Annotated in this window: 12 protein-coding genes; 10 read left to right on the top strand and 2 right to left on the bottom strand. The window is 32.4% G+C overall.

Features of this window, described 5'->3' with window-relative positions; genetic code table 11:
- Nucleotides 1-116: 116 nt before the first annotated feature.
- Together C4S76_RS05140 and C4S76_RS05135 are read right to left on the bottom strand one after the other, a co-directional pair.
- Entirely contained in the window at nucleotides 117-1,220 is a 1,104-nt protein-coding gene (locus C4S76_RS05140) for a DUF5700 domain-containing putative Zn-dependent protease (protein WP_105193324.1), read from the bottom strand.
- Nucleotides 1,221-1,373: 153 nt separating this feature from the next.
- Nucleotides 1,374-3,341 (bottom strand): S9 family peptidase, encoded by a 1,968-nt coding sequence (locus C4S76_RS05135; protein WP_105193321.1) that lies wholly within the window; start codon nucleotides 3,339-3,341, stop codon nucleotides 1,374-1,376.
- Between the two features lie 156 nt (nucleotides 3,342-3,497).
- On the opposite strand from C4S76_RS05135, the gene C4S76_RS05130 reads away from it, so the two are divergent.
- The 10 genes from C4S76_RS05130 to C4S76_RS05085 all read left to right on the top strand — a co-directional run.
- On the top strand, nucleotides 3,498-4,103 hold the full coding sequence (locus C4S76_RS05130; RefSeq protein WP_105193319.1) for a 2,3-bisphosphoglycerate-dependent phosphoglycerate mutase: 606 nt from the start codon (nucleotides 3,498-3,500) through the stop codon (nucleotides 4,101-4,103).
- A gap of 178 nt (nucleotides 4,104-4,281) precedes the next feature.
- Nucleotides 4,282-5,886, top strand: coding sequence for a T9SS type A sorting domain-containing protein (locus C4S76_RS05125; protein ID WP_105193317.1), 1,605 nt, complete (start codon nucleotides 4,282-4,284; stop codon nucleotides 5,884-5,886).
- Nucleotides 5,887-5,931: 45 nt separating this feature from the next.
- Nucleotides 5,932-9,294: an RHS repeat domain-containing protein gene (locus C4S76_RS05120; RefSeq protein WP_105193315.1), complete on the top strand. Its 3,363-nt coding sequence runs from the start codon at nucleotides 5,932-5,934 to the stop codon at nucleotides 9,292-9,294.
- A gap of 5 nt (nucleotides 9,295-9,299) precedes the next feature.
- Nucleotides 9,300-10,241: a coiled-coil domain-containing protein gene (locus C4S76_RS05115; RefSeq protein ID WP_105193313.1), complete on the top strand. Its 942-nt coding sequence runs from the start codon at nucleotides 9,300-9,302 to the stop codon at nucleotides 10,239-10,241.
- A 10-nt stretch (nucleotides 10,242-10,251) separates the two neighbouring features.
- Nucleotides 10,252-14,046: a DUF6443 domain-containing protein gene (locus tag C4S76_RS05110; protein ID WP_105193311.1), complete on the top strand. Its 3,795-nt coding sequence runs from the start codon at nucleotides 10,252-10,254 to the stop codon at nucleotides 14,044-14,046.
- Between the two features lie 10 nt (nucleotides 14,047-14,056).
- Nucleotides 14,057-14,476, top strand: coding sequence for a hypothetical protein (locus C4S76_RS05105; RefSeq protein ID WP_105193309.1), 420 nt, complete (start codon nucleotides 14,057-14,059; stop codon nucleotides 14,474-14,476).
- A 243-nt stretch (nucleotides 14,477-14,719) separates the two neighbouring features.
- Nucleotides 14,720-15,679, top strand: a complete 960-nt coding sequence (locus tag C4S76_RS05100) for an RHS repeat-associated core domain-containing protein (RefSeq protein ID WP_105193307.1) — start codon at nucleotides 14,720-14,722, stop codon at nucleotides 15,677-15,679.
- Between the two features lie 11 nt (nucleotides 15,680-15,690).
- Nucleotides 15,691-16,209 carry a hypothetical protein gene (locus tag C4S76_RS05095; RefSeq protein WP_146105688.1) on the top strand — a complete coding sequence of 173 codons (519 nt, stop codon included), beginning with the start codon at nucleotides 15,691-15,693 and terminating at the stop codon, nucleotides 16,207-16,209.
- A gap of 241 nt (nucleotides 16,210-16,450) precedes the next feature.
- Complete coding sequence (locus C4S76_RS05090) at nucleotides 16,451-16,798, top strand: hypothetical protein (protein ID WP_105193303.1); 348 nt, start codon at nucleotides 16,451-16,453, stop codon at nucleotides 16,796-16,798.
- Nucleotides 16,798-17,169 (top strand): hypothetical protein (locus tag C4S76_RS05085; protein ID WP_146105687.1); only part of this gene is annotated, 372 nt, incomplete at its 3' end. The genes C4S76_RS05090 and C4S76_RS05085, both read left to right, overlap by 1 nt.

The following is a 17,169-nucleotide window of genomic DNA, read 5'->3' as shown; positions in this document are numbered from 1 at the left end:
TTATTTACTCTGAACACCCATTTTTTGAACAATTAATAAATTGACACTTTGCTATGTGCTAAATACACAATATTTTGATCTGTGAAAATTATAATTTTGATTTATGAGCTATTACTTTATTTGTAATATTTTTTTATTATATTATTCAAATAGCTCATAAACGTATCATTTAGTTGAAAATCATTTTGTTTTTTAGCAGCTTTATTATATAACCTAAAGAATTCATATGGATTATATAAGGTTTTAAGCATTTCTTCTTTATACCCTGCATTTACAATTTTACAAGCCATATAAAACCCTATTGGATGCCCATTATATTTTACAATATCATGTATTTCTTTTTCTGCTACTACCTCTGAAATCTTTTTCTTAGAAAACTTAATCATCAAATTCTGCAATCTTTCTAAATCTTTAGGGGCCTGAACATAGAGACTGTTCCAATTCTCGACCATTTCATGATCAAATCCATTACTAGTAAAATATTTTCTATACCCTTCCGATTTATCAATCAAATCCGCAATACCCTCATTCTGAATGACATCAATATAATAATAAAGATAATTCTTACGATTAAATTCAGAATTTTCAAACCATCTTCTATAATTATGAAAAAATTCATGAGCGAGTAAATTAATTCTTTGTTCTTCCGTTTTTCTATAAAATGAATTAAAGTCTATATATATTCCATTTTCCCTAGTTTGGGAATCTTTTTCTTGAAATAGAAAATATACTGGTAGAAATCTAATACGTGAATCAACAGGTTTTCCTAAAAAAGAACCAAGCTTTTTAGTAACATTATTTATTAAATTATTAAAATCGTAGTTGTCTCTAAATGCTTTGATAGAATCAAAATTATCTTTTATATCAATAAAATTAATTAAAGTCATCTTTGCCAATCTTAAGTCAGAATTATTTTTAATAATTTCTTCATTAATATTTAAAATACTATCTTTTAATATATTTATATTATTATCATTAAATGTGAGATCTAAAGATGTTTTTATAATATTTATCCTAATTTGATCTCTTCGAGTTGAATATTCTCTATAACCTCCAGTACTATCAAATACCATCCACTGATTTTCGGTAATATGTTTACCTTCTTTCATTTTTGAGGCTATATTGAAAAATTCATCGACTGAAGTAATATCAATTTTTTGAGCAGTTAATTCATGTACACCACAAATTAATAATAATAATAATATAATAAGTTTTTTCATAATAGTTAGAAAAACGTTTTTTTTAATAATATATTTTAATTTTGACAAAACATTTTTAGGATCTCAACTCTCTTTTCTCTTAGACATGTCTTTTCCTCTATTATTTTATTAATTAACTCGCTATATCTCTATATAATAAAAAGTCCCTCTTTATCATAAAGTCTCCTTTAACCATTTAAAAAATTCCTTTTGCCAAATGATTCCATTTTGTGGCTGCTGTACCCAATGACTTTCTTCAGGAAAATAAAGTAGTCGGCTTTTTATTCCTCTTAATTGAGCAGCCTGAAAGGCTTCTAATCCTTGGGTATAAGGAACTCTATAATCACGACCTCCTTCAATAATTAATATAGGAGTATCCCATTTATCAACTTTTGTAATAGGGTTAAAATCTTTATATGCTTTGGGTTGCGGATTCTCCCAATAAGCCCCTCCTATATCGTGGTTGGGAAAAAAGACCTCTTCAGTAGATCCGTACATGGACTCCAAATCAAAAACACCACAATGTGATATAAACGTTTTAAACCTTTTATTATGTATTCCTGCCAGATAATAAACGGAATATCCTCCATAGCTTGCTCCTACTGCTCCTAAACGGTTTTTATCTACATAAGGTTCTTTGGATACTTCATCTATTGCTGATAAGTAATCTCTCATAGGTTGTCCTCCCCAATCCCCTGAAATTTCTTCATTCCATTTTACCCCAAAAGAAGGTAACCCTCTACGATTGGGTGCTACAATAATATAGTCATTTGCTGCCATAATCTGAAAATTCCATCGAAAACTATAAAACTGAGAAACGGTACTTTGAGGACCTCCCTGACAATATAACAATGTGGGATATTTTTTATTTTTATCAAAATTTGGTGGAAAAATTACCCACACCAACATTTTTTTTCCATCTGTTGTATCAACCCATCTTTCTTCTACTTTGCCCATAGCTATTTTACTATAAGCTTCATCGTTTACTGAGCTTAATCGGGTTTGTTCACCTGTTTTAATGTTTACTTTATAAATCTCTGAAGCATGATTCATATCTTGACGTTCTCCTACCAAAAAATTTCCTGTTAAAAATATGCTGACATAATCGTGAATTCCTTCTGTTATTTGTCTGATTTTTTTACTTTTTATATCTATTTCAAAAAATTGATATGTAGCATGTATCCCAGCTAAAAAATAAATTTTTTTGCCATCTTTACTCCACACATAATCTGATACTGTATTATCCCAGTTTACTGTAAGGTTTTCGGTTTTTCCGGTTTTTACATTATATATTTTTATATCGTTTTTATCTGACTCATATCCATCAGTTTTCATAGATAACCAAGCCAATCTATCTCCTTCTCTATTAAACTTAGGATTTGTATCATACCCTTTATTACCCAAAGTGATTTTTTTGGTTTGCTGTGTGGCTAATTCATAAAGAAAAATATCAGTATTGGTAGATATAGCATCTGCTGTTCCGAATAATTTTTTTGATTGGTAAACCAAATATTTTGCATCTGGTGAGAAAGAATAGGATTCAGAATTATACTTTTCTCCTTTGTTAATATCAGTTAAAGACTCAGGTGATGTCCCAAGCCATATATGTTGAAAATCACCGTCTTTCCATGTATCCCAATGCCGGTACATCAAATGATCATATACTTTTGCATCTGACTTTTCTAAATCAGGATATACATCTTTTCCTAATACTTTTTCTTCTTTTACCGACTTTGAAATAGCCATGTATTTATAATCTTTAGAATAAAGTAACCCGGAAAGATTCTCTTGGCCTTTATTTATTTGTTCCGTATCTCCATTAATTATATTATAGAAAAAAACATTTTCACCAATAGAGTAAACCAAGGTAGTATCATCTTTGAAAAAAAGAGCTTTGGCCTTTTCTTTGATATCGGTCAAAGGCTTCATATTTCCTTTTAAGGTTACCAAAAATAAATTCCTTCTACTATTATTTTCTTGTACATCATAATACTGAACCCCATAAATAATATCGCCCTTATTATTCACTGCATCTATCGATACTCTACCTAAACTCCATAGTAATTCCGGAGTTAATCGTTGCTTTTGCCCCATAAAAAATGTTCCAATTAAAAGTGTTATTACCAAATAAATATTTTTCATTATTGACTTTTTGTACTTCAAAAATAATATTTTTTAAAAAATTATTTAAGTATAAATAAAATTACTCAACAATAATTTAAAAATCTCGATAAATCTAATTAGAATAACTTAATTTTCTTTGTAACTTTACTTAATAATAACTTAAAAAAGTAAACAATGGCTATATTAGTAATGTTCAGGCATGGACAAAGCGTATGGAACTTAGAAAATAAATTTACCGGATGGGTAGATGTAGATTTAACAGACAAAGGAAAAAAAGAAGCTAAAGAAGCAGGCGAAAAACTAAAAGGAATGCATTTTGATTATGCTTATTCTTCTGATCTGAAAAGAGCACAGGAAACTTTAAAAATTGCCTTGAATGAAGCCGGTATTTCTCATGTTCCTACCACTTATGATAAAGCGTTAAACGAAAGAATGTACGGAGACTTACAAGGATTAAACAAAGCTGATACGGCTAAAAAATTCGGAGATGAACAAGTACATATTTGGAGGCGTAGTTATGACATTGCTCCGCCCAATGGAGAAAGTCTTAAAGATACAGCCGCAAGAGTTATTCCTTATTTTGAGAAAGAAATTGCACCTAAACTGAAGGATGACAAAAATATTGTAATTGCTGCCCATGGAAATAGTTTACGTGCTTTAATTATGTTTTTGGAAAAAATGACTCCTGACGAAATACTCAACTTTGAAATTAAAACCGGAGTTCCCCGCGAATATCAATTAGACAAAAATCTTAAGGTTATAAAGGTTAAAAATTTATAATACTTAAAATCCAGATCAATATAAGCACTGTATAAACAGTGCTTTTTTATTTCTGTTTATTATTTATTACTATTCAATTAATATGAAAAAAATCATAAAAACATAAAAACATTTTTTTATATATAAAAATTTAAAAAAAATATATATATTCGAAATATAATTAACTAACTGCTAATCTATGATAAAAAATTTACCCTTTACTTTCTATTCTTTATTTTTAATCTTTTCCTGTTTTTTCTATATTCCTTTATGTGCCCAACAAATTCAGTGGCAAAAAACTTTAGGAGGAAAACAAGGTGATTACTTATATGAAGCACTTCCCACTCCTGATTACGGATTTATTTTGGCTGGAAGCTCCGTTTCCGAAATTTCAGGAATCAAAACCGAAGAAAACCGGGGAAACTTAGATTATTTCCTTTGGAAAATGAACGAACAAGGTCAGGAAGAATGGCAAAAATCTTTAGGAGGTAATCAAGCTGATTTCTTATATAGTATTGGTCTGACTCGCGACGGTGGATATATACTGGGGGGAAGTTCTTATTCAGGAATTTCCGGGGATAAAAAAGATTCCTGCCGTGGACAGGATGATTACTGGATTATCAAACTCAATGCAGCCGGACAGGAGGAATGGCAAAAAACAATAGGGGGAAGCGGATCAGACCATCTCCTTTCTATACAACAAACTTCTGATGGTGGATATATATTGGGCGGTTCTTCAGATTCACCGGTTTCTTATGAAAAAACAGACCCTTCCAAAGGGAGCATGGACTTTTGGATTATAAAATTAGATGCCAAAGGAAAAATACTTTGGCAGAAAACCTTGGGGGGATTATATTATGACCTGCTTGGCAGTATTAAAGAAATACCTGAAGGATATATATTGGCCGGTACTTCCCATTCTCCCAAATCTGAAGACAAATCTGAGGATAATCTGGGAAAAGGAGATTACTGGTTGCTAAAGTTGGATAAAAACGGAAAGCTCCTTTGGGAAAAAACCTTAGGAGGCAAAAAAAACGAAGAACTTCACGATATGATCGTAGCTTCAGATGGAGGCTATATACTTGCCGGAAGTTCAGATTCTCCCCAAGAAGGAATGAAAATCAGCCCCCAGGACAAAGGGTTAGATTTCTGGATAGTGAAAACAGATAAAAACGGAACTATTCTCTGGCAGCAATCCATAGATATAGGCACTCAGGATATTGTGAGTAAAATAGTGGAAAACAAAGACAATTCATTTTCTGTTGCAGGAAGCTCGTTAGAAATTACACCCGAAGGAGAAACGGAAAGTAACTATATATTGGTACGGTTATCTTCAAAAGGAGAAATACTTGCAAAACAAAAAATAGGGGGAGACAAAAAAGATATTCTTCAGACTGCTGTGGATACGCGAGATGGCACTCTGCTTATGGCAGGAACTTCTAACTCTGGAAAATCAGGTAATAAAACCGTAGAAAATACCGGTCAAACTGATTTTTGGTTAGTAAAACTTTATGAAGAAAATAATGATTATATTCCTCAAAATTCTTTGCATAAAAGAAAAAATACAGAAGTATATCCAAATCCTACAGAAAGATTTGTTAATGTAATAATTTATGAAGAACTTACAGGTAATGAAAATATAGAGATATATGATATAAGTGGAAAACTGCTTCAACAAAAAACAGTAAAATATTCTACCACACCTATAGATTTAGCAGGGTATCCTCCTGCAATATACATACTCTCTATTTCCTTACCTTCAGGAAAAAAAGAGTCTATAAAAATTATTAAAACAGGAAAGTAAAAATAACCGATATTTTTTTAACTATACTATTAACTATTCTACTTTATGAAAATAATTATTCAAACAAACAATATATATAGAATTAAACTATTACCTGTTTTCACAAGTCTTTTTCTTTTATTCTCCTTACAAGGGAAAGGACAATATTATGCTAATGTTCCAACTTATCCCAAAACACCGGAAGCTGCTTCTTTATCTAAATTTGGAGATATTCCAGTGGGGTATTACACGGGAATACCTAATATAGAAATTCCTTTATATACTATAGAACAAGATGGAATTAAAATTCCGATTACTATGCGTTATCATAGTTCGGGCATTAAAGTTGATGAAATTGCATCACGGGTGGGAATAGGTTGGTCTCTGGATACAGGTGGTAACATTACTCGAAAGGTATATGGTTCAGATGATAAAGATTATACTCCTAAATTGCCTCTGAATTTCAAGCCAGATGGCTCCTCTATGGGACAAGAATCTCCAGAAAGTTTTAACATTGCAATGCAAGCAATAGGAGAGCTGCGTGAAGCCCTAGGATACTCTATTGTAAAAGATTTACAACCCGATGTCTATTCTTATTCTTTTTTAGGAGAATCAGGTCGGTTTATTTTTAATACGGATAAAAGTATAAATAAAATTAATTACTCAAATCTAAATATAAGTTCCGAAAATTATAATCAACAAATTTCTATTGTCAATACGTCTGGAATTAAAGCAATTTACTCTGTTAAAAATATGTATATGCCCATTTTACTAGAACCCACTATCTATAATAATTCATTTATACAAAACCTATGGACTTTAGATAAAATAGAAACCCCTAAAAAAGAAGAAATTTTATATAAATATAAAGATTCATTTTTTATATATGATATGTTTAATGCTATCAGCGAACAAGAAGTAGTGGGTATATACAGAAAGTACGAAGAGATTAATGGTCCTCCTGCTAAATATAATCCCCCCCCTTACGATTATTATGCACAAAAGGTATATGAAAAACCTTTAAATAAAATTATCTTTAATCAAGGCTATATAGAGTTTATTTACGATACAAAAGAAAGAGAAGATTTACATGGAGATCACTCACTAAAAGAGGTCAAAGTATTTAATAATAAAAATATGTTAATCAAACATTATCAATTTTCATATTCTTATTTTTCTTCAATAAAAGAAAGCATACCTGCCAATGCTCCTTATTTCTTAAAAGACATATATATGATGAATAGCTTATCTAAAAGATTAAAACTAACATCCATAAAAGAAATTTTGTCAAATTCTAAATACTCCTTTGAATATAATGAAGAGCATCTTCTTCCTCCCCGTTTATCTCCTAATAAAGATCATTGGGGATTGGCAAATGGAACTAGCAATAGTTCTTACCTACCTGAAATGAAATGGTTTCCTAAAATACGCACTATATATGGAATAAAAAATCTTGTTGCTAAAAAAGTAGGGAGCGCTAACCGAGAGCCTAATTTTGATTATGCTAAATTAGGTACTCTAAAAACAATTACCTACCCAACCGGAGGAAAAACAGAGTTCACCTATGAACTGGATGATTATTATTTTGAAGGGGAAGAAATAGAAGAAGAAACTTATCAATCTAGAAATATTTATAACAATAAAACGAAAGACACTTTTACTTTAACACCTAATGATTGGAATGCAGAGCTTATATTTAACAACGGAAAATCTCCAAAAATAGTGGAGCAGGAAGGAATAGGCAAATCTTATGGAGTATTAGAAGATGAAAAAGGAAAAAAAATTATATCACTTTGGCAAAATAGAAATTTGAGTTTTAATGAACTTGTAGATTTAAATTTATTACAAGAAGATTACAATCAAAATAAGACTTATAGAATTAAAGTATATCCTGAAGAAAATATTCATCTAATAGGAAATTGGAAAGAACCCTCAGTATTTATGTCTATAAGCTGGATAAATACTTCTTATAAGCAGGTAAAGAAAAATAAAAGTGTAGGAAGTCTACGCATTAAGGAAATTAAAAACTATGATACTACAGGTGAATTAATTACTTATAAAAAATACGACTATACTCATCCAAACACAGGATTTTCCAGTGCTAAAAAACTGGAATTAGATCCTTATTATATGGCCGTTGTGCATAGTTATGCTACTAATAATAGCCCTTCTATGCCTTTAGGATTAACAGATTTTTTTGTATTACAAAACTCATCTATTAATGAATTAAATATAGAAGGGAATAAACCTGTAGGATATGAATATGTAACCGAAAAAACAGTCTCTCCTTTAGCCTCTTATTTAAATCAATATAAATTTTATGTAGAACAAAATATTTATCATCCAGATAATAAATATGCTATTCTTCGGCTTCCAGAAAATATTGGTATTTTTTTCAACTTTGGTACTTTATTGAAAGAAACAAAATTTAATGAGCAAAATAGATTATTATACAAAAAAGAAAGTGAATATACTAATAGTTTCTATGGTAATTTTCCAAATAATCTAACTATTGGGGTGCCAATTATGATTTTTTCTAATGAAAATACTTGGATTGGATCTCCATCTGGCCCTCAAAATATAGATAAACATTATAAGTTTGAGTTTTCTAGATATACAATTAATAGTCATTGGAATAAACTCTTGAAAGAACAGACTACCGAATATTTCTACCAAGGGCATCAAGCAGATTCTTTAACAACGGTAAAAAATTATACCTATTCTTCTGATTATAATCATATTCAGCCTGTACAAACTCAAATCACAACTTCTACAGGTGGAGAATTGATTACTAACTACCAATATCCTCCCGATATAAACGAAAACCCTTTGATGCAGGAACTTACCAGTCAGAACCGTATCAGTACTCCTGTTACTACCGAAGTACTACGCAAAGAAGACGGAAGCGAAAAACAAATATCCTTTACAGAAACTCGTTATGCACAAGACGCCACTACCTCTAATCTTATTTTACCTAAGTATATTTATAACAAGAAAGGAGAGGCTATATTAGAAAAGAAAATTACCTATGATAAATATGATAATAAAGGAAACCTTCTTCAATATACCCTGGAAAGCGGTATTCCTGTCAGTATTATCTGGGGATATAACCAACAGCATCCTATAGCTAAGATCGAAGGAACTTCTTATTCTGAAATAGAGTCCTATGTAATTAATCTGCAAAACTTATCTAACAATTCTGATGAACAAGGACTTTTATCTGCTTATACGTCGCTAAGAAACAAACTGCCCCTGGCTATGATCACCACTTATACTTATTTGCCTTTAATAGGAGTCAGCACCATTACCCCTCCTAACGGACTAACAGAATATTATACATACGATGACGCCGGAAGATTGAAAGAAATTAAAAATCAGGATGGTCAATTGCTCAAATCCTTTGAATATCACTATAAATCTCAAAATTAATCAAAATGAAAAAATTAATTTTTAGCCTTATTACCATTTTAAGTTTTACCTTAGGAAAAGCTCAATTTGACACATACGGAAACTTAATACTACCCGGAACCAACAGTTGGATACTCCATACTCCGGATGATGGTAGAACAACATTGGCTATTGCTCCGAAAACTAATAATGAATGGGATTGGAGTAAATCATTTGATTTCAATAATGATGGCACTCTTAATATACATAATAGATTTTATGCTCCTTACATTTATGCTCCTAACATTTCATTTCCTCACAATACAGATCCTAACAGTATATATGGAATCAACTCTTTAGGGTTTGATGATTATTTTATTTATAATAACCGAAAATTATTTTCTTACGGACTAGGATTTTATAATAATGAGGCTAAAACTCTTAATAAATTCTATCTTTCCAGTTATCATGGAATCAATTTTTTTACAGAGCATAATTTACGTTTATCTATTAATCAAAATGGAAATATAGGCATAAGTACCGAAAATCCTGACGAAAGACTTACCGTTAATGGTAATATCCATGCCCGAGAAGTAAAGGTAGATTTACAAGTTCCTGCCGATTATGTGTTTCAGCAATACTATACCGGAACTTCTTCTTTAAATGAAGAATATCATTTTCCTTCCTTACAGGAAACCGAACAGTTTATTAAAGAAAATCACCATCTTCCTCAGGTCCCTTCTGCTCAACAAATTCAGGAACAAGGACTAAAGGTTGGAGAAATGACCAATCTCCTTCTCCAAAAAATTGAAGAACTTACCCTTTATTCCATAGAACAAGACAAAGCCCTTCAGATACAGGAAAAACAACTGAATGCTTATAATGAAAAAAATAAAGCGCTGGAAGCACAATTAGAAATCCAAAAATCAGAATTAGATCAACTGAAACAAAATATAAAAAATCTGCTATCCACTTCTACCCAACCCTAACTGCTAATCTATGAAAAGACACTTTCTTCCCTTAGGTATTGTATGGATTTGTTGCATCACTCCGATTTCTGCTCAGCTGATTCTCAACATGGCAGACAACCCTAATAAAAAAGTAACCCATACCTCTGCTATCCGCATGATGCCCGGCTTTAAAGTTAGTGCCATAAACGGAAGTTTTTATCATGCCTTTATTGATGCCAACGGAGACGGTATTCCGGACACCCCACCTCCACCTCCGACTCCCCCTCATCCGGTGTATGGAAATGAAAACTATATAAAAAGCACGGAGTACCTGACTGCCCAGGGAGAAAGTGGTGATAAGAAAATAACTATCACATATTATGATGGACTGGGACGAGAAAAACAGTTAATACAGGTAGCAGCTACTCCTTCAGGAAAGGATATCCTAACACACTATGAATACGACGGCTTTGGCAGACAAGTAAAAGATTTTCTTCCGGTACCCTCTTCGGGTTCCCAAGGGGCACTTATTACGGACCCTATAGGATTATATACGTCGTATTATGGTAATCCACAGAGTTATAACACAGCTTACTTCTATTCGGAAAAAGAACTCGAAAATTCGCCCTTATCCCGTGTTATAAAACTGGCAGCTCCGGGAGATGCTTGGAAACTAGGAAGCGGGCATGAGGTGAAAATGGAATATCAAACTAATACAGCCGGGGAAGTACGTTTTTTTAAAGTAAACTTGGCTCCGGGCTATATCCCTTCACTGGTAGAAAAAGGTACTTATGAGGCGGGAAATTTATATAAAACTATTACTAAAGATGAAAATTGGACGGGAGCAGATCAGTCTAATCACACTGTAGAAGAGTTTAAAGATAAAGAAGGGAAAGTGATTTTAAAACGAACCTATGATGCCAATAAGGCTCATGATACTTATTATGTATATGATCTTTATGGTAACCTTACTTATGTATTGCCTCCTTTATTGGTAGAACAGCTTTCTTCTGCCACTTACTCTCCCCAACCTCCAAATACAGAAATAGTTCCACAGGAACCTGAATTTCCTTATTTGCCTCCATCTATAGGAATTAATCCTCCGATTTCCGAAATTCCAAACCTTATTCCTATTATTGTACCATTTGAAAATGCACCTTCTCTTCAAACCTTACTGGACAATCTGGGATACCAGTACCAATATGATGAGCGCAACCGTTTAGTGGAAAAGCAACTTCCGGGCAAAGGAAGGGAATATCTGGTATATGATAAACAAAATCGATTAGTGGCTACTCAGGATTCGGAACAACGAAAGTCAGGCAAAGGGTTATTTACCAAGTATGACAGATTTGGAAGGGAAATTATAACCGGAGAAACCACTTTCGGATCATCTCGGGAGGCAGTACAAACACAAGTAAATGGAATGGTAAGTAATAATGAAGAACGAACCGAATCTTCACTAAGCGGAATTGCTGCATTTTATACGAATAATAAGGCATTTCCGATAATTCAGAATCCGGAAAAAGAAATTATAACTATAAAATATTATGATTCGTATGTAAACACCGGAGCTCCTACAATAACAACTATAGAAAACCAGAATGTACTGGGCACTATGGATTCACGCTTGCGAGGAGCAGCAACGGCATCCTATGTAAAAATATTGAAGGAAAACAATGTAGGAATAGGAAACTGGACATATACCTATTATGATTCTAAAGTACGTCCGATACGTATTCTTACTCAAAATTACCTGGGGGGATTCACCCAGGTAGATAGTAAGCTAGAAGGATTCCGAGGCAAAACGGAATATACGGTAACTACTCATAGCCGGGATACACAAAATGCAGAACTAACTATAAAAGAATCTTTTACCTATGACAAGCAAGAACGATTGCTTACACATACCCATCAGGTTAATGAAGGAAAAATAGAATATCTTTCACAAAATGTGTATGATGAACTGGGACGGGTTAAAAATAAAAAAGTAGGAGGATTACTTCCGGGGTCGGGACTGCAACAGGTAGATTATGAATATAATATACGGGGATGGCTCACAGGAATCAATAATTTAAAAAACCTATCTCCGGCTAACCAGCCTATGGATCTATTTGCTTTTAGTTTACATTATGAACGGGTAATACAAAAAGCTTCGGGTAATGTGGTGCCTTTGTATAATGGAAATATTGCAGAAACTTTTTGGGTGAGTGCTTCAGATCATATAGAACGAGGATATGGATATCAATATGATCCGATGAACCGTTTATTAAGAGCCTATTATAATAAAGAGGGATATATAAACAATGCTTATGACGAAAAACTTTCTTATGATGCCAATGGAAATATTTTGTCTTTATTGAGATATGGGGAACAAGATATTCATACCAATACAATACTGATCGATGAATTGGAATATACTTATTCCCCTTCTTCCAATTATTTATTGGGGGTAAAAGATGTATCGAACAATCCGGCAGGATTTTCTCAGGGAAAAACCTCAGAAAACGGTTTTAGTTACGATACCAATGGAAATATGACTCAGGATTTATATAAAGGAATTTCTACCATTTTATATAATTTCCATAATTTACCTTCAAAAATTACTTCTTCTCAGGGAGAAATTGAGTATCTTTACGAAGCTACGGGAACCAAGCTGGCTAAAATGATAAAAGAGGGAAATAACATAACGACTACGGATTATTTAAATGGTTTCCAATATAAAAATCATGTATTGGAGTTTTTCCCTCATGCAGAAGGATATTACGATTATACCTTGAAAACCTATGTGTATCATTATACAGATCATTTGGGGAATATTCGCCTGAGTTATCGCCAAAATCCTGCAAATGGTTCACTGGATGTACTGGAGGAAAATCATTATTATCCGTTCGGATTAAAACATACAGGGTATAGTAATAATAACCTGCAACCCAACTATCAGTATAAATATAACGGAAAGGAATGGCAAAATGAACTGGGACTTAATATATACGACTATGGGGCAAGAAATTATGATCCGGCGATTGGTAGATGGTTTACTGTAGACCCCTTAGTGGAAGAGACATTAGACCCTTATGGATATGTGTATAATAATCCAATTAAGTTTATAGACTCTACCGGAATGAAAGGAGAGTGGATAGGAGTTACTAAAAATGAGGATGGAAGTTATACAGTAGTAGCAGGAGAAGCTGATAATGATAGAAATATCTATGTAATGGATAGTAAAGGGAATAGAACAGATGAAGTTGTCGGACAATCGCTTACAGAATATTCATTTTTCTCAGATGAAGGTCAGCCTGTAATAGGAGCTATAATCAATCCTGGAGATATGAGTGGAAATGATTTTATGAATAATGAAATTATTAATAATCCAAATGGATTGGGATTAACTGAATATATGAGAAATGCTACAGGGGGAGAGCTTTATGATTTTAAGAGAAGAGACGAGTATGGAAATATGTTATCTATAGAAGATTTAAGATATAATAGTTCTGTATATCATTATCGAGGAATGTTATTTTCAATAGATGAAATGAAATTATCAGATGATAATCTTGCAACGTTTGCTTCAGCAAGGGATTTTGGAAATGCAGCAGCAGGATATGTAGCAGGGCGTAAAGGAATTCCATGGAGAACTGCTAGGACAGCTTTTGATGGCTTACAAACAGCACAAGGGAAAAATTGGAAATCTGGTAAATGGCAGGTCGAAGGGCAACCTACTCAAAGAGCTGAGAGAGCAGGTCATACTGCAGGTATGAATGCTTTTAAAAGGGCATATAGTAAATCTTTAGAAAAAGTAAAGAGGGCTAAAGCGCAACGTGTTATTCCTTTTGGACCAAAGTAATTGAAATATAATGAAAAAAAAGATAATAATTATTTTGATATTGATCATTACAATAATTGGGAGTGGTATATTGTATTTATTTCAAGAAAGAGAATATTTTTGTTTAACATCAAATAACTGTATAACTGTATGGAAAACATCAGAAGGGGCTTATATAATTCCAGGTAAATATACTAGTTGGTTTAAACCTAAGGATAATTATATAAAAACTAGTAATGTAAATGCAGTTACAATAGTAATAGATAAACAATCGAAATATGATTATATTATTTCAAATGATTATAATAAATCAATAGAAGTAAATATGTCTAAATATAAGATAAAATATTATCCGTATAATGAAAGGAATAGCTTTGAAAGAGAATTTTACGAAAAAAATAAATTAAAGGAAGGGTTGAAGTGTTTACCGATAGATATTGGAGAATTATAAATTAAAATAAAAGAAACCCCGTTAAGTGCGGGGTTTTTTATTTAACTAATCTCCTTGTCCATGCAGAGCAATCTGAGGAGTTCAATAGAGTTGAAAATATCTCATTTATTATGTTCAATGCGTATTTTGAAGAGCCTTATCATGGAAAAGACCATAATGATTATGTAAACGGAGCAGGCTTTTGCTGTGCAGGCAAAGATAAATAACTCCAAACCTATGGAGGAGAAATAGGAAATTATAAATATGAAAAGAAGTAGTTGTAATATCTATCATACGCATCATTTGGGAAATATTTGCTTGAGTTACCGCCAAAATCCTGCAAATGGTTCACTGGATGTACTGGAGGAAAATCATTATTATCCGTTTGGATTAAAGCATTCAGGATATAATAATAATAACCTGCAACCAGAGTATAAATATAAATACAATGGAAAGGAATGGCAAAATGAACTTGGACTTAATATATACGATTATGGGGCTCGAAATTATGATCCGGCAATCGGAAGATGGTTTAATGTTGATCCACACGCAGAGAAATACCCGGGCATCTCGCCGTATGCATATTGTGCGAATAAACCGATAATGTTTATTGATCCTGATGGCAGGGATATTGTTTTGCCTAAAGGAACTTCTACAAAAGATACTTATACCATTTTAGGAAATCTTCAAAAACTCACTAACGATAAATTAGTGTATTCAACTCAAAAAAATGGTTCTATTAGAATTAAAATTGCAAGTTTGGGTAAAGGGGATAAAACGGCAGGCACAAGGTTAATTAGAAGATTAAATAGTTCTGATAAAACTATGACTATTCAAATGGCTAGTGCGGGTTCTGGAAATTCAGAAACAGATGTTAATAGTGCAAATGCTATAAATGGAAAAGGAACTGATGTTAATGTTTACTTTGATCCAATATCAGACCCAAGCATAATGACCGAAGGCCCAAAAACAGGAAATGTTTCACGGAAAAAACGACCTAATCAGGTAGGCCTTGCTCACGAAATGATACATGGAGAACGTTCTATGAGAGGAGAAGCTTTAGGCTATGATGAATGGGGAACTCAAACTTACAAGGACGCTTCGGGCAAAACGGTAACAGTACCAGTAAGGAAAGAAGAAGCAGCTACATCAGGCGTAAAATATCACACTAAAAAAGACATTACTGAAAATCAAATTAGAAAGGAACAAGGTCAAAATAAATGAGGTGCTTACTAATGAAAAAGATATCAAAAGTTTTATGTTTTATTCTATTGGCTTTACCTTTTTGTGTAATCTCTTGCCAAGGACAAAATAAGGAAAACAGAGAAACTATGGAACAATCCAAAATTAAAGAACTAATCCTAATAATTTCTGTATCAGGAGGAACAAGAGCTCATATAATAGATATTGGTCAAAATAATGAATTAACGTATCGAATAGGTTCGTTTAGTGTCGCAGATGATTTTGACTTATCCAAAGTTAAGTGGAACGATAATTATAAAGTGATAAAGAAACAATTAAATAATGAAGAAATAGGGAAGATAAAAAGCTATTGTTCTCGTAAAGAGGATTTAATATTCAATGATCCCAAAATAGTTAAAGATAGTTGGGAATATTATCTCTATATAGATGGAAATAAAGTTGCCTTTGGGCGCAAATTCAATTACGAGGACTTTCCTACAGAACTCAAGAATTTTATAAATTATATTCTTGGGATAACGGGTAAACTCTATGATATACCAGGAATGTCCTAAACATATAAAGTCTGCAATTAGCGAGCTTTTCTTTTGTTAATTGGAGGGGCTTATCTGCTTCGGCTAGAAATGTCAATGGAAAATTAGAGAAAGATCCATCTGGAGTACGTACGATAGGAATAAATGCAGGAGCGGGCTTTGGTGCTGGAGCCACAGTTTCAACCGCAAAAGTATATAAGCTAAGTAATGGGATTCGTAGAATAGGTAGTTGGTTTAGTAAAAAATAATATATATAGAGATTATGAAAAATTTAAATATTTTCTTTTTAGTGAGTTTTGGATTATTTATTTCTTGTTTAAAACCCAATTGTGAATCAGCTTCTAATATTGACAGAGAGAATGAGTGTATTTTAATATTAAATGAACTACCATCAACAAGCCAAGCTTATTTAAGTTTAAAAGGTAGAGATATCCAAACTGGTAACCCATGTACATGTAAAGACAATGGTCGTTGGTGGCTAAAATTCAGAGATAATATGTCTGTAGGAGATACCTTAATAAAACGCAAAGGAGAGTTAGTATTTTATATACATAAAAAAGATACTATTTTAAGTTTTCCCTGGGAATGTGAGGGTAAAATATATAAATAATGAAAAATTTAATTTCGCTTTTAATTTGCATTTTGATGATTTCCTGTACATTTACTTATACTAACAGAACCAGGGATAAGGAAAACAGAGAAACTATGGAACAATCCAAAATTAAAGAACTAATCCTAATAATTTCTGTATCAGGAGGAACAAGAGCTCATATAATAGATATTGGCCAAAATAATGAATTAACGTATCGAATAGGTTCGTTTAGTGTCGCAGATGATTTTGACTTATCCAAAGTCAAGTGGAACGATAATTATAAAGTGATAAAGAAACAATTAAATAATGAAGAAATAGGGAAGATAAAAAGCTATTGTTCTCGTAAAGAGGATTTAATATTCAATGATCCCAAAATAGTTAAAGATAGT

Source organism: Apibacter adventoris (genome assembly GCF_002964965.1).
Taxonomy (GTDB): domain Bacteria; phylum Bacteroidota; class Bacteroidia; order Flavobacteriales; family Weeksellaceae; genus Apibacter; species Apibacter adventoris.
This window is presented reverse-complemented; position numbering and strand designations above follow the sequence as displayed.

What these genes read in the sequence shown, in the direction of transcription:
- C4S76_RS05100 (WP_105193307.1), top strand. Translation starts at nt 14,720, where the DNA reads ATGAAAAGAAGTAGTTGTAATATCTATCATACGCATCATTTGGGAAAT.
- C4S76_RS05110 (WP_105193311.1), top strand. Translation starts at nt 10,252, where the DNA reads ATGAAAAGACACTTTCTTCCCTTAGGTATTGTATGGATTTGTTGCATC.
- C4S76_RS05115 (WP_105193313.1), top strand. Translation starts at nt 9,300, where the DNA reads ATGAAAAAATTAATTTTTAGCCTTATTACCATTTTAAGTTTTACCTTA.
- C4S76_RS05120 (WP_105193315.1), top strand. Translation starts at nt 5,932, where the DNA reads ATGAAAATAATTATTCAAACAAACAATATATATAGAATTAAACTATTA.
- C4S76_RS05095 (WP_146105688.1), top strand. Translation starts at nt 15,691, where the DNA reads ATGAAAAAGATATCAAAAGTTTTATGTTTTATTCTATTGGCTTTACCT.
- C4S76_RS05090 (WP_105193303.1), top strand. Translation starts at nt 16,451, where the DNA reads ATGAAAAATTTAAATATTTTCTTTTTAGTGAGTTTTGGATTATTTATT.
- C4S76_RS05105 (WP_105193309.1), top strand. Translation starts at nt 14,057, where the DNA reads ATGAAAAAAAAGATAATAATTATTTTGATATTGATCATTACAATAATT.
- C4S76_RS05140 (WP_105193324.1), bottom strand. Translation starts at nt 1,220, where the DNA reads ATGAAAAAACTTATTATATTATTATTATTATTAATTTGTGGTGTACAT.
- C4S76_RS05130 (WP_105193319.1), top strand. Translation starts at nt 3,498, where the DNA reads ATGGCTATATTAGTAATGTTCAGGCATGGACAAAGCGTATGGAACTTA.
- C4S76_RS05125 (WP_105193317.1), top strand. Translation starts at nt 4,282, where the DNA reads ATGATAAAAAATTTACCCTTTACTTTCTATTCTTTATTTTTAATCTTT.
- C4S76_RS05135 (WP_105193321.1), bottom strand. Translation starts at nt 3,341, where the DNA reads ATGAAAAATATTTATTTGGTAATAACACTTTTAATTGGAACATTTTTT.